Here is a 22543-nt window from a genome sequence, read left to right as displayed (position 1 = left end):
GTCACGGCGCGGCGGCTCAGCTCAGCAGCGGCAGTTCCCGCCGGCCCGCCTCGGGCAGCGTGCCCAGGGCCAGTTCGGCGAAGCGCCGGGCGAACGGCTGCCACACCTCGGCCACGTCCTCCTGGGTCGCCTCCACGCCGGCGATCAGCCCGTCGGGCTGCCAGCCCTGCTCGGTCATCCACTCCCGGTTGTTCTCCACCCAGCCGGCGAACATGTCGACGTCGCACTCGATGTGGAACTGGGTGCCCCAGGCCCGGTCGCCGACCCGGAACGCCTGGTGGGGGTAGCGCGGCGAGGCGGCCAGCAGGGTCGCCCCGAGCGGCAGCTCGGTGATCTCGTCGAAGTGGTACTGGATCACGTCGGGCGCGAACGGCACCGCCCACCACAGCGGGTCGGCCTCGGCCATGTCCCGCCGCGCGACCAGGCGCGCGCCGATCTCCGGTCCGCTGGTGGAGCGCTCGACGGTGCCGCCGTGCGCCTGCGCCAGCAGCTGCCCGCCCAGGCAGATGCCCAGCGTCGGCACCCGGTTCTTGACCGCCTTGCGCAGCAGCGACTCCAGCTTCGGGAACCACGGCGCGCCCGGCACCCCGTCCTTGCCGAAAGCGTCCTGCTCCCCGCCCATCACCACGAACGCGGCGTAGCCGTCGAGGTCGTCGGGCAGTGCGTCGCCGGCGTGCGGGCGCAGGACGCTCAACTCCAGCCCGGCCTCGGTCAGCCAGTCGCCGAGCCGGCGCAGGTCGTCGGTCGGGTCGTTCTCGATCACCAGTGCGGTCGCCACGCTGACGAGGTTAGCCCGGCCACGCCGCCGCCGGTCAGCGGCCCGGTGCCGCCGGAGCCGAGCGGCTGCTCCGCGCTCCGGCCGCCCGGACGCGCCGCGACCTGCGCGCGACTTTCCGCGCGAGACCCGCCCCGGGCCTGCGGTCAGGGCACCGGGTGGCCGAATGGCGTGGCGGGCAGGTCCGGTGGTGGGGGCGCCTGCCAGGACGAACCGGTCCAGGCGAGCTCCAGCCGGGTGGACAGCTCCAGCAGCAGGCCGCTGCCGTGGTATCCGGCCAGCCCGCAGGCCACCATCACGGCGACCGCCGCCGTCCACCGGATCAGCCAGTTCGGCTCCGGACGCAACTCGTGCACGAGGTGGGTGACCGCGCCGCTCCGCCCCGCGACGAGGTCGTCGACCAGATCGTCGTTTCTCACAGCTTCGCCAGCACCTCCCGCGCGGCCAGCACGGCCGCCTCCCGGCTGCGCTCCGGACCGACCATGGTGTTGCGGTACTGCACGTGCACCAGCCGTGCGCCCACCCGCACCGTGAGGTAGATCCGCCCGGCGGGGCCCAGCTCGGACCAGTACCCGGCCTGGTCGCCGAGACCGTCGAGCATGACGCGGTCGCGGTTGAACGGGAACTCGCCGGAGAAGCCCCGGCGAGCCCGGGTCACCGGGTCCTCGCCGTCCGCCCGGCCCACGTTGATCACGCCCACAACCAGCGAGGCGTTCTCGCCGTCGTCCTTGGGTCGCTGGACGACGCACCAGGCCGACAGCGTCTCGTCGCGCCGGTCGGTCTCCTGCGTGCTCGGGTCACGGCCGGGCACGAGCAGGTCGAGCACCTCGGCCCGCAGCAGGGGGCAGACCGCCTCGGGCGCGGGCGGCAGGATCTGCGCCGACCCGCCCCGCAGGTGTGCGGTGAACACCCCGACGCCGACCCCGAGCAGTGCGATGCCGGCCACGGTGCGCCGGTGTCTGCGCCACCAGGCCTGCCGCCCGGTCTCCCCCGCCAACCGTCCGCTCACGGGCGCGATGCTAGATGAGCCGCGCCACGGGTGGTGTCCTGCGGGACCGGGCTGCCACCCGGCCGACCCGGTCAGGACCGACGGGCGGTCGCCTTATTGATCTTGCTTCGCAGCGCTCGGCGGGCCACCGGCCCCAGCTCCTCGACGACCTCCATCAGCGTGCCGAGCTGCTCCAGCGCCGCCATCGCGCGCTGTGCTCCCGCCCGGTCCACGCCCTCGTACAGCTCCAGCCCGACGAACGAGGCGGAGATGGCGGCGGCCAGCCCCGGCACGTCGGCCATCTCGGCGAACGGGGAGCCCGCCAGCACCCGCCGCAGCACCGACTCGATCTCCGCGGTCCACATGCCGAGCGTCTCGGCGGTCACCCGGGCGAGCTTCTCGTCGTGCTGCGCACCGGCCAGCATCTGCGCGAGCACCGCGACGTTGCCCAGGTCGCGCTCCTCCTCGTGCAGCGCGCGGCCGACGTCGAGCAGCTCGCGCAGCGAGCCCACGGTCGCGAAGCGCGACCGGTACGCCTCGACGCGCTCACCGGTCGCGGCCGTGCACGCCGCCACCAGCAGGTCGTCCACGCTGCCGTAGTGGTAGAAGATCAGCGCCTGGTTGACCCCGGCCGCGCCGGCGATGTTGCGCGCCGATACGCCCGCGATCCCGTTTTTGCGCAGCGTGTCCATGGCTCCGTCGAGCAACCGCTGCTTCGTGTCGGACATGCCGCTCCCTCACTACCCGGGCCCGCGACGTGCTGCGCACAGAATGCGGGCGGTGCCGGCCACCCCCCGTTGCCAATGTGGCCGGCACCGCCCGTTCTGTCGCGTCCCCGACTCGCGGGACGGCCAGACTTTCTCGCACCGGTCTGACAAAACAGGGTGCCGATGCGCCGGCAGTGTCGGGTCAGGACGGTGCCTCCAGGAAACACGGCCCGTGCCACATATTTGAGCGGTCGATCAAACGTCAGCCTAACAGGCTTGAGCGTCCGCTCAAACTGTGGTGTTCCCTAGGGCAGGACCAGCTCGGCGTACACCGGCCGGTGGTCGCTGCCCGGCAGCTCCAGCACCTGGAAGTCCTTGACGCCCACCCGCCGGTCGGCCAGCACCCGGTCCAGCGTCACCGGCGGGAGCGGATCCCCGTCGTACGGTCCCCAGGTGCCGGTGAAGCCGCGGCCCAGCACGTCGGCCGCGTCCCGGTAACCGGAGTCGATCAGGTCGCGCAGCAGGTGGTGGTCCAGGGTCGCGTTGAAGTCGCCGAGGAGCACGCGCACCGGCCCCTCCGGCGTGGCCCGCGGCTGGCCCTCGAAGCCGCGTTTCCACAACGGTGTCACGAAGTCGGCCCAGGGCGCCAGCGGGTGCGCCGACTCGACCAGCACGGTGCCCCCGCCGGGCACCGACACCTCGGCCCGCGCCTGCCGGAAGCCGCCGGGGTTGACCCGCACCCCGTCGTCGCGCAGCGGCAAGCGGGACAGCACCGCCGAGCCCTCCACCCCGGGCGCCGCATGGTCCACCCGGTGGGGCAGCTCGCCGCTCATCCCCGCCGCGTCCACGGCGGCCAGGTATTCCGGCGTCACCTCCTGCAGCGCCAGCACGTCCACCCGGTGCGCCCGCACCAGATCCACCAGCTCGGCCGGGCCCGCCGAGCCCACCAGCACGTTAGCGCTCATCACCCGCAGCGACGCGCCCGCAGCCCCGGCCATCGGGTCGCCGTCGGCGAACCAGCGCGGCAGCACCACCACGGCGAGCGCCACCGCGGTCACCCCGGCCAGGCCCGCGGCCGCCCAGCGCCGCCACACCAGCAGCACCGCCAGCGGCACCAGGGACCCGGCGGCGACGTACGGCGTGAACGCCATCAGCTGTGCCATGGGATATCGGTCGTCCCAGCCGGCGATCCGGAACACGGCCCACACCGCCGCCGGCAGCGCCAGGACCCAGGGCAGTGCGCGCAGTAGGAACCGTTTCATGCGCGAGATGCTATACGTTTTCATGGTCAACTAGGTGTGGACTTTGTGAAGGTTCCGTGCGCGGCGTTAGGCTCTGCGGCCATGACCGCCACCCTGCACCCCGCGACCCTCCGGCCCGGCGACACGGTCGCGCTGGTGTCGCCCTCGGGGCCGGTGCCCGCCGAGCGCGTCGAGGCGGCGGTGTCCGTGCTCACCGGCTGGGGCCTGGCACCCCGGGTCTACCCGCACGTGCTGGCCCGGCACGGCTACTTCGGCGGGACCGACGAGCAGCGCCTCGGCGACCTCAACGACGCGCTCGGCGACCCGCAGGTGCGCGCGGTGCTGTGCACCCGCGGCGGCTACGGCGCGCAGCGCATCACCGACCGCGTCGACCTGGACGCCGTACGCCGTGATCCGAAGCTGGTCATGGGCTTCTCCGACATCACCGCGCTGCACCTGGCGCTGTGGCGCGGCGCGCGCCTGGCCACCGTGCACGGGCCGGTCGCCGCGCAGTTCGACAAGGGCGCGGACTCGCCGACCGCGCTCGGCGCGCGGCACGCCCTGATGAGCGGGGAGCCGGTCGTGGTGGTTGCCGACCCGGCCGAGGACACCCACCGGGTGCGCACCTCGGGCCACGCCGAAGGCACCCTGCTCGGCGGCAACCTGTCGCTGCTGGTCAGCACGCTGGGCACCCCGCACCTGCCCGACCTGACGGGCGCGATCCTGCTCATCGAGGACGTCGGCGAGTACCCGTACCGCGTCGACCGGATGCTCACCCACCTGCGCCGCAGCGGCGCGCTCGACGGCGTCGCGGGCGTCGCCGTCGGCCAGTTCACCGACTGCGCCGACGCCTGGCCCGTCACCATCACCGACGTCCTCACCGACCGCCTGCTCGACCTGGGCCTCCCGGTCCTCGGCGGCCTCCCCATCGGCCACGGCCCCCAACACACCGCCGTCCCCCTAGGCACCCGAGCCACCCTCGACGCCGACACCGGCACCCTCACGGTCGCCCCCGCCACCCTCTAACCGCCACCCCCCTCCCGCGTCGATCATGAACTTATGGCACGGTTCGACGGCGTGTCGGTGTCACAAGTTCATGATCAATCTGGTTCGGCGAGCGGCCTGGCGTGGTGCCGGTCGAGCGGTGCCGACTCGGGCAAGGGCTCGGCGCGGCTCGTCATGAGTTGGCGAACGTGATGGTGATGGCTATGCCGGCGATCAGGCTGGCCGGGATGCCGGCGACCCAGCCGATGAGGATGCCCGCGCCCTTGCCGCCGTCCTTGCCGACGACGCCGCCGATGCCCATGACCAGGGCGACGATGCCGAGAATGAACTGCGCGAAGACGCCGACCAGCATGAAGACGGACTCGGCGCTGCCTTCGCCGCCCGGGCCGTAGTCGTTCTGCTGCCCGAAGAGCAGCGCGGCGAAGACGCCGACGAGCATGGTCAGCGCGTGCGCGCCCAGCATGGTGAAGATGCCGCGCCACACCAGCCGGGCCTCCACGGATCGCCGAACCGGTGGCGGGATGTCCAGCGAGGGGTGGGACCACGCGGCGACGGCGGGTGCCGCCGTCGCGGGCGGGGCGGGCGGGCTCGGCGCCCGGTACGGGTTGTCGCTCACGGGGTGCCTCCACGTCGGACGCGGCCGGGCCGCCAGAGTGCGTGCCGCCGCAGCCTACCGCCACCCCGCGACCCCGGGCCCTCCCCCGAACCGCCACCACGAAGCCCCAGGGGCGATGGGAAGGGCACCTTCTACATCGCATGGCGATGTGAAGGTGCCCTTCCTTTCCACGATCAGGCTAGAAGCACTGGGAGGCGGACCAGAGGGTGCCGCTGCGGGCGTCGGTGTGGATGTGGTCGGAGTGGTCGGGGTAGCCGGGGCCGAGGATGCCGGTGAAGCCGTGGTAGCGGGCCTGCTTGCCGATGGTGCAGAGCGAGTGCGGGCCGGAGCCGAGGTCCACGCCGTCGCCGTAGAGGTGACGGCTGCCGGAGACGCCGCCCGCGGCGTTGTTGCAGGCGGTGCTGCGGAAGCCGGAGGTGACGCGCAGGGCCTGGTCGCCGAGGGCGTGGCGGAGCGCTTCCAGCCGCCACATGGCGCGCAGCGCGTTGGCCTTGGCGGTGGCCGCCGAGACCGCGCCGCCGGCCCAGGTGGTGTTGCACTTGTTCAGCTCGGCGTAGCTGAAGTGGATCGGCGTGCAGTCGTCGTCCTGCAGGGAGTAGATCTTGTTGAAGGTCTGGGGGCCGGCGATGCCGTCCGCGCCCAGGCCGTACGCCTGCTGGAAGCGGACCACCGCGTCACGGGTCTCCGCGCCGAAGATGCCGTCGATGACGATGGTGTTGTTGTAGCCCGGCCAGCCGGCGACGCGGATCTGCAGCTGGCGGACGTCCTCTCCGGACATGCCCGAGGACAGCGAGCGGCCCCAGGTGTAGCAGCCGTCGGCGTACGCGGGGGATGCGCCGACGGTGATGGCGGCCACCGATCCGATGGCCGCCATCACCAGCACGGTGAACGCCCGAAGGAAGGCGTTGCGGGGGAAACGACGAGACATGCCAGGCACTGTGCCAACCACGTCTGTCGATGTCAAGAACTTGCATATCTTGCAGTTACTACGTAGTATCCTTCCGAAAGTCGCTGCAACGGCCGTCACCGAGCACGGACCGTCCGCACCGGATCAGCGGCGCGAGCGCACCTTGCGGTCCCCGCCCGCGGCGGCGACGCCGTACGCCAGGGCGTCGACCAGGGCCCGCCAGCTCGCCTCCACCACGTTCTCGTGCACGCCGACCGTGGTCCAGTCGCGCCCGTCGGTGTCCACCGTCTCCACCAGCACCCGCGTCACCGCGTCGGTGCCGTGCGAGCCCGCCAGGATGCGCACCTTGTAGTCGGCCAGTTCCAGCCCGGACAGCTGCGGGAAGTGCCGCTCCAGCGCCTGGCGCAGGGCCTGGTCCAGCGCGTTGACCGGGCCGTTGCCCTCCGCGGTGGCGATCACCCGCTCACCGCGCACGCGCAGTTTCACGGTCGCCTCGCTGACCACCGCGCCGTCCTCGCGGTGCTCGACGATCACCCGGTACGACTCCAGCGTGAACGGGGTCGTCTGCTCCCCCAGGGACTGGCGCACCAGCAGCTCGAAGGACGCGTCGGCGGCCTCGAAGGACCAGCCGGCCGCCTCCAGCTCCTTCACCCGGTGCGTCACCTTGGACAGCGTGTCGGGATGGCCGGCCAGGTCCAGCCCGAGCTCGCGGCTCTTGAGCTCGATGCTGGCCCGGCCGGCCATCTCGGTGACGAGGATCGTCATGTCGTTGCCGACGACGGCCGGGTCCACGTGGTTGTAGAGGGCCGGGTCGACTTTGATCGCGCTCGCGTGCAGTCCCGCCTTGTGGGCGAAGGCCGCGGACCCGACGTAGGCCTGGTGGGAGTCGGGTGCGATGTTGGCGATCTCGGCGATGGCGTGCGAGACGTGCGCCATCTGTTCGAGGCAGCCGTCCGGTAGGACGGTCATGCCCAGCTTGAGCTGCAGGTTCGCCACCACGGCGAAGATGTCGGCGTTGCCGGGGCGCTCCCCGTAGCCGTTGGCGGTGCCCTGCACGTGGCGTACGCCCGCCTCCACCGCGGCGATGGTGTTGGCGACGGCGCACGCGGTGTCGTTCTGCGCGTGCATGCCGAACAGCTCCGGCGAGACGCCCAGCCGCGCGACGAGGTCGGCGATGGCCGCGCCCACCTGCGAGGGCAGCATGCCGCCGTTGGTGTCGCAGAGCACGACGCGCTCCGCGCCCGCGTCCAGCGCCGTACGCACCACCGAGGCGGTGTAGTCGGGGTCGAAACGGAAGCCGTCGAAGAAGTGCTCGCAGTCGACGAAGACGCGGCGGCCGTGCGAGCGCAGGTGGGTCACGCTGTCGGCGACCATGGCGAGGTTCTCCTCGCGGGTGGTGCGCAGCGCCCGCTCGACGTGGCGCACATCGGACTTGGCGACCAGGCAGACCACCGGCGTCTGCGCCGCGAGCAGGCCCGCGAGCTGCGCGTCGTCGGCCGCCGCGACGCCTGCCTTGCGGGTCGAGCCGAACGCCACCAGCAGCGCGTTCTTCAGTTCCAGCTCGGTTCGGGCCCGTTCGAAGAACTCGGTGTCCTTGGGCACCGCCCCTGGCCACCCGCCCTCGATGAACCCGACCCCGAACTGATCGAGCAGGCGCGCCACCGCGAGTTTGTCGGCTACCGAGTAGGTGATGCCCTCGCGCTGGGCGCCGTCGCGCAGCGTGGTGTCGAAGATCTGCATGTCGGGTGACCTCCTGTGCGGGCGCCGCGCGAAGCGAGGCGCCGACGTGATGACCGGGAAGGAGCTGCAAAACAAAAGACCCCCCGCGGTCGCGGGAGGTCTGCGCGTCGGCGAGGGGCCTGGTTGCCCAGGTGCGGCCGGCGCGCTAGGTGCCAATAATCAGTACGAGGCGGATCACGCTGGGTAGCGTCCCACTTTTGCGACTCTCAGACCAGCAGGCTCCCGCATATCGGGAAGGCGTGTCGCGGCCGCACCAGCGGATCATGTCGATGAGCTGCGCGATGGGACAGGACAAAGACCCCGTGGCGGTCGCCACAATGTCACGATCCGGCAATGATCACGTCGCAATGCCCCGCCTAATCTTGAACGGCTCAAGAAAGACCGCTCAGGAGGTACCTGCTTTGCTCACCGTCGGCGACCACTTCCCCGCCTACGAACTCACCGCGTGCGTCTCCCTCGACGCCGACAAGGCGTTCGAGACGATCACCAACAAGACCTACGAGGGCAAGTGGCGGGTGCTGTTCTCCTGGCCCAAGGACTTCACCTTCGTATGTCCGACCGAGATCGCCGAGTTCGGCCGGCTGAACGGCGAGTTCGCCGACCGGGACGCGCAGGTGCTGGGCTGGTCGGTCGACAACGAGTTCGTGCACCACGCGTGGCGCAAGAACCACCCCGACCTGCGCGAGCTGCCCTTCCCGATGCTGGCCGACGTCAAGCGCGAGCTGACCGAGGCCGCGGGCGTGCTGGGCGAGGACGGCGTGCCGCAGCGCGCGACGTTCATCGTGGACCCGAACAACGAGATCCAGTTCGTGATGGTGACCGCCGGCTCGGTCGGCCGCAACGTCACCGAGGTGCTGCGCGTGCTCGACGCCCTGCAGACCGACGAGCTGTGCCCGTGCAACTGGAACAAGGGCGGCGAGACCCTGAACGCCACCGAGCTGCTGGCCGCCTGATGGGCATCGAGGCGATCAAGGCGGCGCTGCCGGCGTACGCCCGGGACACCAAGCTCAACATCGGCGCCGTGCTGGGCACCTCGCCGCTGACCGCGCAGCAGCTCTGGGGCACCGCGCTGGCCTGCGCGTTCGCCGCCCGCAACGCTTTCGTGCTGCGGGAGATCGCGGCCGAGGCGGGCGACCACCTCAAGCCCGAGGCGGTCGAGGCGGCCAAGGGCGCGGCGTCGATCATGGCGATGAACAACGTCTACTACCGGTCCAAGCACCTGATCGGCGACGACGCCTACCAGTCGCTGCCGGCCCGGCTGCGCATGCAGATCATCGCCAACCCGGGCGTCGACAAGGCCGACTTCGAGCTGTGGAGCCTGGCCGTCTCGGCCATCACCGGCTGCGGCGTCTGCCTGGAGTCGCACGAGAAGACGCTGATCGGCACCGGCGTCGGCCGCGAGGCCGTCCACGAGGCCCTGCGCATCGCGGCGGTCGTCCACGCCGCCGCCGTCACCCTCGACGCCGAAGCCGCCCTCGCGGCCTGACGAAGCTTTACCCGGAAGGAGGCCCGGCGAGAGACGTCTCGCCGGGCTTTCCGCATTTCGGGGTGAGGGCGGCCGCTCGACGTTAGTTGAATGGTCAAGTATTCTCGCGGGTATGAGCACCCGCATGCCCGCGCTCTACCTCAGCCATGGCGCTCCCCCGCTGGCCGACGACCCGCTGTGGACCCGCCAGCTGGCGGACTGGTCGAGCGAGCTGCCCCGGCCCACCGCGATCCTGGTCGTCTCGGCGCACTGGGAGAACGCCCCGCTGGCCGTCGGCGCGACCACCACGGTCCCGCTCTACTACGACTTCGGCGGCTTCGCGCAGCACTACTACGAGGTGAAGTACCCGGCGCCGGGCGCGCCCGAGCTGGCCGCGAAGGTGCGGGCACTGCTGCGCGGACCGCAGACGCCGGTGGCCGACGTGCCCGACCGGGGCCTGGACCACGGCGCGTACGTGCCGCTGGTCGAGATGTTCCCCGAGGCCGACGTCCCGGTCCTGCAGATCTCCATGCCGACGCTGGACCCGCGGCGCCTGCTGGAGATCGGCCGCAAGCTCGCGCCGCTGCGCGACGAGGGCGTGCTCATCATCGGCAGCGGCTTCTTCACCCACAACCTGCGCGCCGCGATGCCGTACATGCACCTGGGCTTCGACGCGCCGGTGCAGGGCTGGTCGGCGGAGTTCGACGACTGGGGCCGGCAGGCACTCGACGCCGGCGACGTCGACGGGCTGCTCGACTTCCTGCACAAGGCCCCGTCCGGCGCGATGGCGCACCCGCGCACCGAGCACTTCGCGCCGCTGTTCGTCACCCTCGGCGCGGGCGAGGACGACCTGTCCTCGCAGCGCACCGTGATCGACGGCTTCTGGATGGGCCTGGCCAAACGTTCCGTGCAACTCGGCTGACACGCCCGGGATGTGACGCGGTCGGGCTACACCAGGCCACGTGACCTTGATTACGGTATCGGGGTGACCACCACGCCGATCGAGCGCAGCATCGCCTTCGCCGCCGTCTTCAACTTCCGTGACCTAGGTGGGCTGACCACCGCCGACGGCCGCACCGTACGCCGGCGCACGGTGTACCGGTCCGACACGCTCAGCAGGCTGGGCGCCGAGGACCGCGCGGCGTTCACGGCGCTCGGCATCCGCACCGTGATCGACCTGCGCCGGCCCGCCGAGGTCGCCTCGATGGGCCGGGTGCCGGAGTGGACCCAGGTGGTGTGGCGGCACAACCACCTGGATCACCCGCTCTGGGACCACTCGACCTACACCACGGAGATCGGCGTCGCGGGCTGGCTGTCCGCTCGGTACCTGGAGCTGGCCCACCACGGCAGGGCCGACATCGCCCGGGTGATCGGTCTGCTGACCGACGCCGACCACGGCCCGACCGTGGTGCACTGCGTGGCCGGCAAGGACCGCACCGGTCTGATCGTGGCGCTGGCCCTGGACCTGCTCGGGGTGCCCGACGACCAGATCGCCGCCGACTACGCGCTGACCGAGCGCAGCGCGCCGATGTTCACCCAGTGGGTGCGCACGGCCTTCCCGAACGAGGACCACGCGAACACACCGCCGTTCTTCACGTACACCCCGGCCGAGGCCATGTTGATGACGCTGCAGGGGCTGCGCTACCGCCACGGCTCGGTGGCCGAATACCTGGTCGGCGCGGGCCTGCACCCCGACCGCGTACAGCGCCTGCGCGATCGGCTGCTGGAAGCGTGAGCGAGGAGCAGGCGTGAGCGAGCAGGCGGGGTCTTCGCGGCTGGTGGACTTCGAGAGTCCGCTGTTCAACTTCCGGGACGTGGGCGGCCTGGCCACCACGGACGGGGCCGAGGTGCGCCGGGGCGTGCTGTTCCGTTCGGACACCCTGACCGCGCTGGGCGAGGCCGACCGCGAACGGTTCGCGCGGTTCGGCGTGCGTACCGTGATCGATCTGCGGCACCCGATGGAGCTGGAGCGCTTCGGCCGCGCCCCGGACTGGTGCTGCGAGGACTGGCACAACGTGCCGCTGAACAACCCGGTGTGGCGGGCCGAGGACTACTCCGCGGAAGCCGGGGTGGTGGCGTTCCTGCTGGCGCGCTACCACGAGACCGCCGAGCACGCGGCGGCCGACATCGCCCGCGCGATCGAGCTGATCGCCGCCGGGCCGGGCCCGACCGTGGTGCACTGCTGGGGCGGGCGGGACCGCACCGGCGTGGTGGTCGCGCTGGTGCTGGAACTGGTCGGGGTGTCCGACGCGGACATCGCCGCCGACTACGAGCTGACCGAGCAGGGCATGGCGCGCTACCTGTCCTGGCAGCGCCGGAACCGGCCGGACAAGGGCCCGCTGCAGCCCTACCTGGCGAGCACGCCGGCCGAGGTGATGCGCGTCTTCCTGGTGGAACTGCGCGAACGGCACGGCTCGGTGCGGGCCTACCTGACCGGGGCCGGGCTGGCCGAGGAGAGCATCGCGAAGCTGCGGTCGAGCTTGCGCGAGCAGCGGCCGTGAGGTGACCGCGGCGTTATCGACGAGTGCCATGATGTGACGGGATTTCATCGGGGAGGAGCCGTCACCATGCACATCGGAACGCGAGCGCTGCTGGCCGTGGCCACCGCCGCGGCCGTGGCCGTCCTGGCCGCCTGCGGTGGCGACACCGGCGGCGACTCCATGCAGCAGCCCTCCCCCGGCCAGGTCGCGCCCGGCACGGGGACCTTCAAGGACATCGACACCGCGGCCCGCGAGCTGGTCACGCGGCAGGCCTACTGGCAGTCGCCCGCCGTGCTCGACGTCGAGCAGACGCAGCGGATCGGGCTGGCGGTCGGCGAGGGCGAGAAGCTGACCCAGAAGATCAACCTCATGCTGAAGGACACCCAGACCACGGCCGCCGGGACGGTGGAGGTCGGGCCCACCGTCAAGGCCACGCTGCGCGGCAACACCGAGGACGTGGAGATCACGCCGTCGGAGTCGGTCAACGCCACCACCGGCAGCGACGTGCAGATGCTGTGGACCTGGCTGGTGCACCCCAAACACCCTACCGACGATCTGCTGCTCACCGCCTACCTGGAGGTGCCGCTCAGCAACGGGCACACCATCACGCACGAGGTGGCGCTGTCGGTGCAGGTGCGCCGGACCATGTCGTACACCCTGTGGCAGCTCGTCACGCACTGGGGCACCTGGTCGGCCGTGGTCACCAGCCTCGTCGGCGTGGTGAGCTGGCTGCTGCGCCGGCGCAAGAGGAAGTCGGGCGACCGGCGGCAGCCGGACGAGGCGCCGGAGCCCTCGGTGGCCAATGTGGCCGCCTGAGCCCTGCCCGTCCCGCCCTCGGGGCGGATGAAGAAATCTTCGGGACAACTGGGGTCTGGCGAAAGTTAACTTCAACGGCGATAGTGGCGGGTGAATGTCCATCCACCACTTCCGCGGAGTACCCATGGCCAGATCACGCCTGCGGGCGGCCGTCGTCGCCGGCCTCACCGCGCTCAGCCTCGCGGCGCTGACCGCTGCCACCGGCGCGCCCGCCGCGGCCGCGCCGCCCACGCACGACGAGCAGATCACCTTCCAGGAGTGGTCCCGCTACACCGAGTGGCGGCAGGGCACCCACCAGGGCACCTTCGCCATCCCCGGCATCCGTACGGGCATCACCATGCTGCGGCCGGCCGGCACCACCGATTACGCCGACCCGTACACCAACGTGACGAGGAGCTACGACTACAGCACCTGGACCTCCCCGGTGACCGAGGTCGGCTTCGACGCCACCGAGCTGGTCGCCTCCTGGAACGCCGACACCCCGGCGGGCACCTGGATCCAGGTCGAGATGCAGGGCACCTACAACACCGGCGGGCAGACCCCCTGGTACGTGATGGGCCGCTGGGCGTCCGGCGACGGCGACATCAAGCGCACCACGGTCAACCGCCAGGGCGACCCGTGGTCGACGATCTGGACCGACACCTTCTCCATCGACGACGCCGCCAACGGCGTGCTGCTGCACGCCTACCAGCTGCGCCTGACCCTCTACCGGGCGCCCGGCCAGTGGCAGTCGCCGCGGGTCTGGATGCTCGGCGCGATGAGCTCCTTCGTGCCGGACCGGTTCACCGTCACGCCTAGCGCGGGCGGCATCGCCTGGGGCACCGAGCTGGCCGTGCCGCGCCGCTCGCAGAACATCCACATCGGGGAGTACCCGGAGTACGACGGCGGCGGCGAGGCCTGGTGCTCCCCCACCTCCACCACGATGGTCCTGGAGTACTACGGCCGCGGCCCGTCGGCGCAGGACCTCGCCTGGGTCGACCCGTCGTACGCCGACCCGCAGGTCGACCACGCGGCCCGGATGACGTACGACTACGCGTACCAGGGCGCGGGTAACTGGCCGTTCAACACCGCGTACGCCGCGTCGTTCCCGGGCCTGGACGCCAAGGTCACCCGGCTGCACTCGCTCGACGAGGCGGAGCGCTTCATCAAGGCCGGCATCCCGGTGATCACCAGCCAGTCGTTCCTGTCCGAGGAGCTGGACGGGGCCGGTTACGGCACCTCCGGGCACCTGTTCGTCATCGTCGGCTTCACCGCCGAGGGCGACGTGATCGTCAACGACCCGGCGTCGTCGAGCAACGACGTGGTGCGCAACATCTACCCGCGTGCGCAGTTCGAGCAGATCTGGCTGCGTACCAAGCGCTACCGCGCCAACGGCACCGTGGCCTCCGGCTCGGGCGGCGTCGCGTACCTGATCAAGCCGTGGTGGAAGCCGTGGCCGACGGTCCCGGGCTCCACGAACTGGTGACCTGACGACCCGGGTGCGCCCCCGCCGTGGGGCGCGCCCGGGTCAGTGCACAGACCGCCGGTTCACAGCCGGGTGTCCAGGATCGCGTCGGACAGCTCGATCACGCCGAACGTGCCGCCCTGCGCGTCGGCCAGCAGCGCGTAGTGCCCCACCGGCAGGTCCAGCGGCCCGGTCAGCACCGCGCCGCCCAGTTCCAGGCAGCGCGCGATCGTGGCGGCGCAGTCCTCGACCTCGAAGGTGACCCGCCAGTGCGCGGGCGTGCCGGCCGGGTAGCGCTCGTCCATCACGGACAGGCCGCCGACCGTACGGCTGTCGACGAACCACTCGATGTGGTCGACGCCCTCGGCGATCTCGCTCTTGCGCTCCGACCAGTGGAACGCCTTGCCGTAGAACTCCACCGCGGAGGCCTCGTCCCAGGTCACGACCTCGGTCCAGCACATCGTGGCCGGCTCGGCGGCCGCCTCGGCGCCACCGGACGTGCCGCGCTGCCACAGCCCGAACACCGCGCCCGCGGAGTCCGCGACCAGGGCGGCGCGTCCACGCGGTCCGCGGTCGTGCGCCGGGACCAGCACCGCCCCGCCGGCGTCGAGCACCGCCGCCACGCCGTCCTCGGCGGCCACCGCCGACACGTAGCACAGCCAGGCCCCGGGCCGGCCGGGCTCGCCCGGGAGCAGGCCCGCGACGGCGCGGCCGTCCAGCGCGAACACCTCGCCCGGTGTCCATCCGAACAGCCCGCTGTAGAACGCCGCGGCTCCCGCCGGGTCCGCGGTCATGTATTCCGCCCAGCACGGGGTGGCGGGCGCGTATCCCCTCACTCGCATGCCCGCCACCTTAGGACCATCCGCGGTTCACGGCGACCTCTGCGCGTGCCGACCGGATCGCCCCGTTCGGCCGACCGGCCGCGCGATCCGGGCAGCCGGGGCGGTGCGCACGGGTCGATCACCCGCGATGATGGTCACCATGCTCCAGGATCGTTCCCTGCTCGAGGGGTGCAACGTAGCGCTCAACGAGTCCGACGTGGTCGGCCTGCGGGTGAACTGGCCTGCCCGCACCGTGCGCCTGCTGCTGCACGTGCTCGCCATGCCGGAGGAGGGGCCGATCGACGCGGACACCCGCCGCGCCCTGGTGTTCACCGGTGTCAGCCTGATGCGGGTGCTGCTGCGCAGGGACCGCACCCGGACCGCGAGCCGCGACTACGGCCACCCGATCGAGCTGGCCGACGCCGACGCCGCCGACGCGTTCCTCGCCTCGGTCAGCAGGTCCGACCCGATGTACGGCTGGCGCTTCCTGGACGACCCCGAGCTGACCCGCGACTGGCCCGCGACGGCCAGCCTGATGCTGGCGGGCACCGGCCCGGCCACGCACACGATGTACTGGTTCTGCGAGTGCGCCCGCGAGGAGCCGGGCGGCGACACGGAGTACTGCATCGAGGGCGACATCCACTTCCAGCGCCTGTCCGTCGAGCGCGCCGACGGGTCCCCCGTACCGCTGGCCTCCTTCGCCGCCGACGGCCGCCGCTGGTGGCACGGCCTGCACTCCGGCGACCCCCGCGTCTCCACCGAAGCCCAGCAGTCCCGACCCCCCTCCCCCGCCTGGACGTGAGGAAGGGCGCTGCCGCTGCCCGCGTACGTCGCGGGGACGGGTGGGCGGCGGCCGCCGTCAGGCCGCTGCGGCGGCGCGCGCCATGGCGTCGCGGTAGATGGGGCCGTGCAGGAAGCGGTCGGGCAGGGCGCGCATGGTCAGGCGCAGCGCGCGCACCGACACCGACGCGGACAGGTCGGTGGTGGGCAGGCCCAGGGTGCCGTAGATCCGGCGGGCCCAGCCCGGTTGCAGCGAGAACGCGGTGCAGGCCAGCCCTGTGTAGACCAGCCGGGCCGGGGTCAGCCCCAGGTGCCACGGCAGCGGCGGCGCCATCAGGAAGAACAGGGTGTCCAGGGCCTCGCGGGTCAGTGCCAGCTCCGGGCGCATCCGCCGGTAGTAGGCGTCGACCTCGGCCGCGGTGCCCGGCACGGACGCCGGGTCCAGCCCGACGAGTCGCGCCGCCCGGCGCTGCTCGGTGTAGTACCCGTCGACGTCGGCGTCGCTCAGCTCCAGGCCGGCCCGGCGGGCGGTGCTCACGAACGACTCCACCTCGGTGACGTGCACCCAGCGCAGCAGCTCAGGCTCGTCGATGCGGTAGGTCCGGCCCTCCCGGTCGACGGCGCGCATGCGCGCATGCACGCCCCGGATGCGCCGACCGGCGGCGCGGGCCTGGGCGGTGGTGCCGAACATGACGGTGCCGACGTAGTCCGCGGTGCGCATCAGCCGGCCCCACGGCTCGACCTTGTAGCTGGAGTTCTGCACCACCCCGGCGATCGCCCGCGGGTGCAGGGCCTGCAGGAACAGCGAGCGCACCCCGGCCACCCAGAGCACGGGCTCGCCGTGCACCCGCCAGGTCACCGACCCGGGGCCGAACAGTCCGAGGTCGCCCGCATCGTCCATGCGTCCCAGCGTGCCACGCCCGCCGCCCGAACGGTCAAGATCACTCGACTTGCCCGGCACCTGTGCGAAAGTTCGCTCAAGATACGCACAGGTGCCGGGCAAGTTCGATGATCACGTGCTAGCTGATCTTGGCGTTGACGTGGATGGCGATGGCGTCGTGGGCGGCGACGTTGGCGGCGAACCAGCCGTTCGCGTCGACCGTGATCACCGGGCCGGTGCAGGCGCTGCCGCTCTTCTCACCGTGGATCACGTCGCAGTAGCGACCCGCGGGCAGGTTGGTCTGGTACGACCGCCCGTTGACCGCGCTGTCCTCGTCGTTGATCGTGATGTACCCCTTGCCGTTGCGCCCGAACGCGATGTGGTTGTTCCCGTTGTCGTACCAGTTCACGACGGTGGTGCCCAGGACCGCGTTGTGGAAGCCGACCATGTTCGCGACGACCTGCCAGCGGTGCTCGCACCGCCAGCCGCCCGAGAAGCAGGTGCTGTTGTTGGTCTTGCCGTTGGCGTCCGACGGCGGCCCCTGGTCCTTGTTGCTGAACTCGTAGCTGCTCATCACCGTCGGCGAACCGTAGGGCCAGGCCAGCATGAACGCGTTGGCCAGCGCGTAGATGCCGTTGTCCTTGTAGGTCAGGATGTCGCCGCCCTCACGCTGGGTGTCGTGGTTGTCGACGAACACGGCGGCCTTGCCCGTGGTGAGGTGCCCCCACGGCTCGCCGAAGTTCTTCAGGTACGCCAGCTTCTCGCGCCGGAACACCCGGCCCAGGTCCTTGCCGTAGCGGAACTCGTGCACGTCGCCGTTGCCGGTGTACTCGGTCGGCTGGACCGGCTCGCCCGCCCCGTAGATGACCTCCTGCACGTGGTACACCGAGCGGCTCAGCTTGCCCTTGATCGCGGCGATGTCGGCCGCGGGCATGTGCTTGCTGGCGTCCCAGCGGAACCCGTCGACGCCCAGGGTCAGCAGGTCGTTGAGGTAGCCCGCGAGCTTGGTCCGCACGTAGTCGCTCTCGGTCTTGAGGTCGGCCAGGTTGACCAGTTCGCAGTTCTGCACCTCGTACCGGTCGCCGTAGTTGACGATGTCGTCGTTGCCGTTGCGGCCGCAGTGGTGGAAGTCCTGCGTCTGGTAGATGCCCGGATAGGTGTACGACGTGTAGGTCGAGCCGGCCCAGCCGGTGCCCGAACCCACCCCGGTCATGTGGTTGACCACCGCGTCGACGATGACCTTCACGCCCGCGTTGTGGCAGGTGGTGACCATCGACTGGAACTGGGCACGGGTGCCCTTGCGGGACTCGACCCGGTAGCTGACCGGCTGGTACGCGACCCACCACTGCTGGCCGCGCACGTGCTCCTGGGGCGGGGAGACCTGCACGTAGCCGTAGCCGCGCGGGCCGAGGTAGTTGGTGCACTCGGCCGCGACCGAGGGCCAGTTCCACTCGAAGAGCTGGACGATGACGTCCTTGCTGCCCGAGGGGGCCGCGGCGGCGGGGGCGGCGGCCGGGATCGGCAGCGCGGCGGCGAGGACCGCCGCCAGCGCCAGGGGGAGAAGTCTGCGTCGTTGCATGAGGACACTCCGGACGTACGAGGGGACGGATGTCGCGCAGCGGTACAGGGGTACGCGGATGAAACCGCATTGAAACCTTGCGGCAATATTCACAAGAAGTTTCAACGAAGTCAACGAGTCCGAACCAGAACGGCACGACGGCCGCTACGCAAGATCTTTCCGAACGGCCTGTCAGCCGAGCAGGCGGGCGGCGGACTCCAGGTACTCACGGCCCTCTTCGGGAGCGCCGTGGCGGATCATGTAGAGCCCCGACGACACCCGCTCGGTGAAGCCCCACTCCCAGATCGCCTGCTCGTCCACGCCGGTGGCTGCGGCGAGCCGCGCGCAGTAGCCGCGTACCAGCCCGACCGGGTCCTTCGCCGCCAGCACCTCGGTCGTCCAGCCGCGCACCGCGACGCCCAGGTCGTACGCCGGGTCGCAGAGGAAGCCGTCCGGGTCGATGAAGACGTAGCCCGACTCCGCGCCGGGGCGGGGCGACAGCACCGCGAGCGCGTTGTCCGGGTGCGGGTCCCCGTGGCAGACCACGCTGCCGTCCAGGTCGAACGCGGCCGCGCGGCTGTTCGCGTAGCCGACGGCCCGGTCGACGACCTCGGCCGGGCAGGGCCGTCCGGTCTCCGGCCACAGTTCGATGATCAGCTCGGCGAGCGTGCTGGCCTTGTCCGTGCCGGGCGGCACGGTCGCGTCCGGCGGCCGGGGCACCAGCCAGGCCTGCCGCAGGGTCGCGGCCAGCACGTCAAGGGTGTGCTCGGGCGAGGGCGCGGTGGTGCCCAGCGCCGGGCCGAGCGGTTCCAGCAACGAGGCGTCCCGGGCGGGGTCGTGGGCGTACAGCCGGACGTACCCGTGCCCGTCCGCGGCCGCGATGGTGCGCACCTGCCCGGCGAACCCGTCCCCGGGCGGGGCTAGCCGCAGCACCGCCTCCGTGCCGTCACTGCGGCGCACCTTCAGCACCAGCGCGGCCGACCCGCCGTCGAGCGCCTCCCCCGGCGTCAGCTCCCAGACCGCGCACACGTACGCGAGCCGCCCCGGCAGCGCCGCCAGCCACTCCTGGCCCGCCGCCCCCTTGCTCAACGCGGTCCGCCGCATCCGGTCGGGAAACTCGATCACCGCCCCACCCTCCCACCCCGCCCACCTCCCCAACCACCGGATTTCGCCTGCTCCGCCCGGAGCGAAGTTGGGAAGGGCACCTTCTACAACGCGGAGCGTTGTAGAAGGTGCCCTTCCTTCGTTTCGGGACGGGGCGCGGGTGGTGGGCGCGGTGGCGGGTTAGGCTCGGCCATGCTCGCTCGTGCCTGGGGAATGGCCAGATCCCTTGTGATGTACCACGGCATCCCGGGCCGCCACCGGCGGATGCGCCGCTTCTACGGGCAGTTCCTGGGACCGGGTGATCTGGCCTACGACATCGGCGCGCACGTCGGCAGCCGGGTGCGGCCGTGGCGGCGGCTCGGCGCGCGGGTGCTGGCGATCGAGCCGCAGCCCGACTGCCTACGGGTGCTGCGGCTGTTCTTCGGCCGCGACCAGGGGGTGACCATCCTGCCCACCGCCGTCGGGGCGCGGGCAGGCACGGCTTCGCTGGCGTTGTCCTCGGCGACGCCGACGGTCTCTTCGCTGTCGCACGAGTGGATCGAGTCGGTGACCGCGGCCGACGAGCGCTTCGCCGAGGTGCGCTGGGACCGGTCGGTCGAGGTCGAGGTGGTCACCCTGGACGATCTCATCGCGACGTACGGCGAGCCGGCCTTCTGCAAGATCGACGTCGAGGGCTTCGAGGCGGACGTGCTGCGCGGGCTGTCCCGGCCGCTGCGCGCCCTGTCGTTCGAATACCTGCCGTTCGCCCACGAGGCCGCCCTCACCGCGCTGGACCTGGTGGAACGGCTCGGCGCGTACGAGTACAACTACGCGCCCGTGGAGACCATGCGCTTCGCGAGCGAGCAGTGGTTGGACGCGACCGGCCTGGTGCGGCTACTTGACGAGCGCTTCCGCGCCCTCGGCCGCTCCGGCGACGTCTACGCCCGCGCCCGCTCGCTGTAGCGCCCAGCAGGCGCTCCGTCGTCGGCGGGCGTGCCGACCGCGTCCGAAGCCAGCGCGCGAGCCCGCCGGGCCGCGACGGCCGTCGCGGTGCGCCGCCGCCACAGGTAGACCACGTCCCGGCCGAACGACTCGGTGAGCAGGGCGAGCGCGCCCGCCAGCGCGACGAGCAGCACCGGCCGGGGCAGCACGTCCGCGGCGGCGGTGACCAGCACGATGCCCTGGATCGCGGCCACCACCTTGCGCCAGTACCGCGGGAACAGCTGCCCACGCAGCCACGGCAGCACCCAGGTGGCCACGACCCAGGCGTAGCGCATCGCGCCGATCGCTGCCACCCACCACCCCACCGACGGTGCGACGTAGCAGCTCAGCACCAGGATGAGGAACGCGTCGACCTCCATGTCGAACCGCGCGCCGAACGCCGTCGCGGTGCCGGTGCGCCGGGCGACCTTCCCGTCGACCGCGTCGAGCACCAGTGCGACGACCGTGATCGCGACCAGCACCGGCACCCGGACGTCGCCGGTGAACGAGGCCGCGGTCAGTGCGGTGACACCTCCCGCGAGCGCCGCGCGGGTCAGCGTGACCAGGTCGGCGGGTCCGAACGCGACCAGCCCGGCGGTGTGCATGGCGCGGGTCAGCAGCACACACAGCCCTATCGCGTAGCAGATTCCCGCCGCCCATCCGGCGTGTCCGAGGCCGACCGCCGCGGACAGCAGCGCGAGCATGGCGAACTGGACGCACAGCCCGATCACGGGGCCCGGTCTTACCGGCGGCACCGTACCTCCGTTAGGTTCGACCTTGATCCGAGGAGAGGGAAGCCGATGGCATCCTACGCGCGCGCCTTCTGGACCGCCGCGCCCGGCGCGGGCGAGATCCGTCCCGTGGCGCTGCCCGATCCCGGGCCCGGCGAGGTGCTGGTGCGCACCCTCCATTCCGGTCTGAGCAGGGGCACCGAGACGCTGGTGTTCCGCGGCGAGGTCCCGCCGAGCCAGTACGCGGTGATGCGCGCCCCGTTCCAGGAGGGCGACTTCCCCGGTCCGGTGAAGTACGGCTACCTCAACGTCGGCGTCGTCGAACAGGGCCCGCCCGAGCTGCTCGGACGCACCGTCTTCTGCCTGTACCCGCACCAGACCCGCTACGTGGCGCCCGCGAGCGCGGTGGTGCCGGTGCCCGACGGCGTGCCCGCGCGCCGGGCCGTGCTCGCGGGCACCGTGGAGACCGCGGTCAACGCGCTGTGGGACGGCCCGCCGCTGGTCGGCGACCGGATCGCGGTGCTCGGCGCGGGCATGGTCGGCTGCTGCGTCGCGGCCCTGCTGGCCCGCTTCCCCGGGGTGTCGGTGCAGCTCGTGGACACGAACCCGGCACGGGCCGCGGTCGCGGCGGCGCTCGGCGTCACGTTCGCCGCCCCCGAAGCCGCCGAGGGCGGTAACGACCTGGCCTTCCACGCCTCCGCCACCGGTGCCGGGCTGCAGCGCGCACTCGACCTGCTGGCCCCGGAGGGCACCGTCGTCGAGCTGAGCTGGTACGGCGACCGCGAGATCGGCCTGGCGCTGGGCGGCGCCTTCCACTCCGGACGGCTGACCATCCGGGGCAGCCAGGTCGGCACGGTCTCCCCGGCCCGCGCCGCGCGGCGCTCCTTCACCGACCGGCTCGCCATCGCCCTGGACCTGCTGCGCGACCCGGCCTTCGACACCCTGCTGTCCGGCAAGTCGCCGTTCGACCGGCTGCCCGACGTGCTGGCCGGCCTAGCCGACGGCACCCTGCCCGCCCTGTGCCACACCATCAGCTACGACGGAGAGTGACCCCCATGTTCAGCGTGACGGTCCGCGACCACATGATGATCGCCCACAGCTTCCGGGGCGAGGTCTTCGGCCCGGCCCAGCGCCTGCACGGCGCGACGTTCGTCGTCGACGCGACGTTCAAGCGGGCCGAGCTGGACCCCGACGACATCGTGGTCGACATCGCCGCCGCGTCGCAGGAGCTCAACGCCGTCGTCGGCGCGCTGAACCTGCGCAACCTCGACGACGACCCCGCGTTCGCGGGCGTCAACACCACGACCGAGAAACTCGCCCAGGTCATCGCCGACCGGCTGGCGGCCCGGGTGCACGCGGGCGCGTTCGGTGACAACGCCCGCGGCCTGGCCGGCATCACGGTGACCCTGCACGAGTCCCACATCGCCTGGGCCTCCTACGAGCGCCCCCTGTGAGCACCCGCCGCGCCGTTCCGTCGGGCCGAGTCCGGATCTTGTGCACTTCGTGCTGCCGGAGCGACACGAAG

General features: G+C 71.9%; 25 protein-coding genes. 12 read left to right on the top strand and 13 right to left on the bottom strand.

The window, feature by feature from the left end; translation table 11 throughout:
- Positions 1-16: 16 nt before the first annotated feature.
- The 5 genes from ACFQO7_RS32410 to ACFQO7_RS32390 form a co-directional block, all read right to left on the bottom strand.
- A complete protein-coding gene (locus ACFQO7_RS32410) occupies positions 17-778 on the bottom strand; it encodes a type 1 glutamine amidotransferase (RefSeq protein WP_360537981.1) in 762 nt (253 codons plus the stop codon).
- 143 nt (positions 779-921) lie between these two features.
- Positions 922-1194 (bottom strand): hypothetical protein, encoded by a 273-nt coding sequence (locus ACFQO7_RS32405; protein WP_376809953.1) that lies wholly within the window; start codon positions 1192-1194, stop codon positions 922-924.
- On the bottom strand, positions 1191-1784 hold the full coding sequence (locus ACFQO7_RS32400) for a hypothetical protein (protein ID WP_376809952.1): 594 nt from the start codon (positions 1782-1784) through the stop codon (positions 1191-1193). Before ACFQO7_RS32400 ends, ACFQO7_RS32405 begins: the two co-directional genes overlap by 4 nt.
- A 71-nt stretch (positions 1785-1855) precedes the next feature.
- Positions 1856-2491 (bottom strand): TetR/AcrR family transcriptional regulator, encoded by a 636-nt coding sequence (locus tag ACFQO7_RS32395; protein ID WP_376809951.1) that lies wholly within the window; start codon positions 2489-2491, stop codon positions 1856-1858.
- Positions 2492-2775: 284 nt separating this feature from the next.
- A complete protein-coding gene (locus ACFQO7_RS32390) occupies positions 2776-3732 on the bottom strand; it encodes an endonuclease/exonuclease/phosphatase family protein (RefSeq protein WP_376809950.1) in 957 nt (318 codons plus the stop codon).
- An 81-nt stretch (positions 3733-3813) separates the two neighbouring features.
- Between ACFQO7_RS32390 and ACFQO7_RS32385 the strand changes: the two genes are divergently transcribed.
- A complete protein-coding gene (locus ACFQO7_RS32385) occupies positions 3814-4737 on the top strand; it encodes a S66 peptidase family protein (protein WP_376809949.1) in 924 nt (307 codons plus the stop codon).
- Between the two features lie 151 nt (positions 4738-4888).
- On the opposite strand, the gene ACFQO7_RS32380 is transcribed toward ACFQO7_RS32385, so the two are convergent.
- The 3 genes from ACFQO7_RS32380 to cimA form a co-directional block, all read right to left on the bottom strand.
- Positions 4889-5332 carry a hypothetical protein gene (locus ACFQO7_RS32380; protein WP_376809948.1) on the bottom strand — a complete coding sequence of 148 codons (444 nt, stop codon included), beginning with the start codon at positions 5330-5332 and terminating at the stop codon, positions 4889-4891.
- A gap of 178 nt (positions 5333-5510) precedes the next feature.
- Positions 5511-6260 (bottom strand): D-Ala-D-Ala carboxypeptidase family metallohydrolase, encoded by a 750-nt coding sequence (locus ACFQO7_RS32375; RefSeq protein ID WP_376809947.1) that lies wholly within the window; start codon positions 6258-6260, stop codon positions 5511-5513.
- 123 nt (positions 6261-6383) lie between these two features.
- The gene (gene cimA, locus ACFQO7_RS32370; RefSeq protein WP_376809946.1) at positions 6384-7979 is read right to left on the bottom strand and encodes a citramalate synthase; all 1596 of its coding nucleotides are present in this window, start codon (positions 7977-7979) and stop codon (positions 6384-6386) included.
- A 401-nt stretch (positions 7980-8380) separates the two neighbouring features.
- Here cimA and ACFQO7_RS32365 point away from each other — a divergent pair, with 401 nt between their 5' ends.
- The 7 genes from ACFQO7_RS32365 (at position 8381) to ACFQO7_RS32335 (ending at position 14205) form a co-directional block, all read left to right on the top strand.
- Positions 8381-8932, top strand: a complete 552-nt coding sequence (locus ACFQO7_RS32365) for a peroxiredoxin (RefSeq protein ID WP_376809945.1) — start codon at positions 8381-8383, stop codon at positions 8930-8932.
- On the top strand, positions 8932-9465 hold the full coding sequence (gene ahpD / locus ACFQO7_RS32360) for an alkylhydroperoxidase, AhpD family (RefSeq protein WP_376809944.1): 534 nt from the start codon (positions 8932-8934) through the stop codon (positions 9463-9465). Before ACFQO7_RS32365 ends, ahpD begins: the two co-directional genes overlap by 1 nt.
- A 112-nt stretch (positions 9466-9577) precedes the next feature.
- The gene (locus tag ACFQO7_RS32355; protein WP_376809943.1) at positions 9578-10366 is read left to right on the top strand and encodes a dioxygenase family protein; all 789 of its coding nucleotides are present in this window, start codon (positions 9578-9580) and stop codon (positions 10364-10366) included.
- Positions 10367-10429: 63 nt separating this feature from the next.
- On the top strand, positions 10430-11179 hold the full coding sequence (locus tag ACFQO7_RS32350) for a tyrosine-protein phosphatase (protein ID WP_376809942.1): 750 nt from the start codon (positions 10430-10432) through the stop codon (positions 11177-11179).
- Between the two features lie 13 nt (positions 11180-11192).
- A complete protein-coding gene (locus ACFQO7_RS32345; protein ID WP_376809941.1) occupies positions 11193-11945 on the top strand; it encodes a tyrosine-protein phosphatase in 753 nt (250 codons plus the stop codon).
- Between the two features lie 66 nt (positions 11946-12011).
- Positions 12012-12740: a hypothetical protein gene (locus ACFQO7_RS32340; RefSeq protein WP_376809940.1), complete on the top strand. Its 729-nt coding sequence runs from the start codon at positions 12012-12014 to the stop codon at positions 12738-12740.
- A gap of 124 nt (positions 12741-12864) precedes the next feature.
- The gene (locus ACFQO7_RS32335; RefSeq protein WP_376809939.1) at positions 12865-14205 is read left to right on the top strand and encodes a C39 family peptidase; all 1341 of its coding nucleotides are present in this window, start codon (positions 12865-12867) and stop codon (positions 14203-14205) included.
- A 62-nt stretch (positions 14206-14267) separates the two neighbouring features.
- On the opposite strand, the gene ACFQO7_RS32330 is transcribed toward ACFQO7_RS32335, so the two are convergent.
- Positions 14268-15026, bottom strand: coding sequence for a VOC family protein (locus tag ACFQO7_RS32330; protein ID WP_376809938.1), 759 nt, complete (start codon positions 15024-15026; stop codon positions 14268-14270).
- Between the two features lie 139 nt (positions 15027-15165).
- Between ACFQO7_RS32330 and ACFQO7_RS32325 the strand changes: the two genes are divergently transcribed.
- Complete coding sequence (locus tag ACFQO7_RS32325) at positions 15166-15807, top strand: hypothetical protein (protein WP_376809937.1); 642 nt, start codon at positions 15166-15168, stop codon at positions 15805-15807.
- A gap of 57 nt (positions 15808-15864) precedes the next feature.
- Here the strand turns inward: ACFQO7_RS32325 and ACFQO7_RS32320 are convergent, their stop codons facing one another.
- The 3 genes from ACFQO7_RS32320 to ACFQO7_RS32310 form a co-directional block, all read right to left on the bottom strand.
- Positions 15865-16686, bottom strand: coding sequence for an oxygenase MpaB family protein (locus ACFQO7_RS32320; RefSeq protein ID WP_376809936.1), 822 nt, complete (start codon positions 16684-16686; stop codon positions 15865-15867).
- A 118-nt stretch (positions 16687-16804) separates the two neighbouring features.
- The gene (locus ACFQO7_RS32315; protein ID WP_376809935.1) at positions 16805-18244 is read right to left on the bottom strand and encodes an alpha-amylase; all 1440 of its coding nucleotides are present in this window, start codon (positions 18242-18244) and stop codon (positions 16805-16807) included.
- Positions 18245-18415: 171 nt separating this feature from the next.
- Positions 18416-19348 carry an aminoglycoside phosphotransferase family protein gene (locus ACFQO7_RS32310; protein ID WP_376809934.1) on the bottom strand — a complete coding sequence of 311 codons (933 nt, stop codon included), beginning with the start codon at positions 19346-19348 and terminating at the stop codon, positions 18416-18418.
- A gap of 192 nt (positions 19349-19540) precedes the next feature.
- On the opposite strand from ACFQO7_RS32310, the gene ACFQO7_RS32305 reads away from it, so the two are divergent.
- Entirely contained in the window at positions 19541-20269 is a 729-nt protein-coding gene (locus ACFQO7_RS32305; protein ID WP_376809933.1) for an FkbM family methyltransferase, read from the top strand.
- Here ACFQO7_RS32305 and ACFQO7_RS32300 read toward each other — a convergent pair.
- Positions 20245-21042: a CDP-alcohol phosphatidyltransferase family protein gene (locus ACFQO7_RS32300; protein WP_376809932.1), complete on the bottom strand. Its 798-nt coding sequence runs from the start codon at positions 21040-21042 to the stop codon at positions 20245-20247. The genes ACFQO7_RS32305 and ACFQO7_RS32300 overlap by 25 nt on opposite strands.
- Before the next feature lie 45 nt (positions 21043-21087).
- Between ACFQO7_RS32300 and ACFQO7_RS32295 the strand changes: the two genes are divergently transcribed.
- Positions 21088-22068, top strand: coding sequence for a zinc-dependent alcohol dehydrogenase (locus tag ACFQO7_RS32295; protein WP_376809931.1), 981 nt, complete (start codon positions 21088-21090; stop codon positions 22066-22068).
- Between the two features lie 5 nt (positions 22069-22073).
- Positions 22074-22472 (top strand): 6-pyruvoyl trahydropterin synthase family protein, encoded by a 399-nt coding sequence (locus tag ACFQO7_RS32290; protein ID WP_361054590.1) that lies wholly within the window; start codon positions 22074-22076, stop codon positions 22470-22472.
- Positions 22473-22543: the final 71 nt, after the last annotated feature.

Source organism: Catellatospora aurea (assembly GCF_042663325.1).
GTDB classification, from domain to species: domain Bacteria; phylum Actinomycetota; class Actinomycetes; order Mycobacteriales; family Micromonosporaceae; genus Catellatospora; species Catellatospora aurea.
Note: the sequence above shows the minus strand (reverse complement) of the source record. Positions and strands in the feature narration are given on the sequence as shown.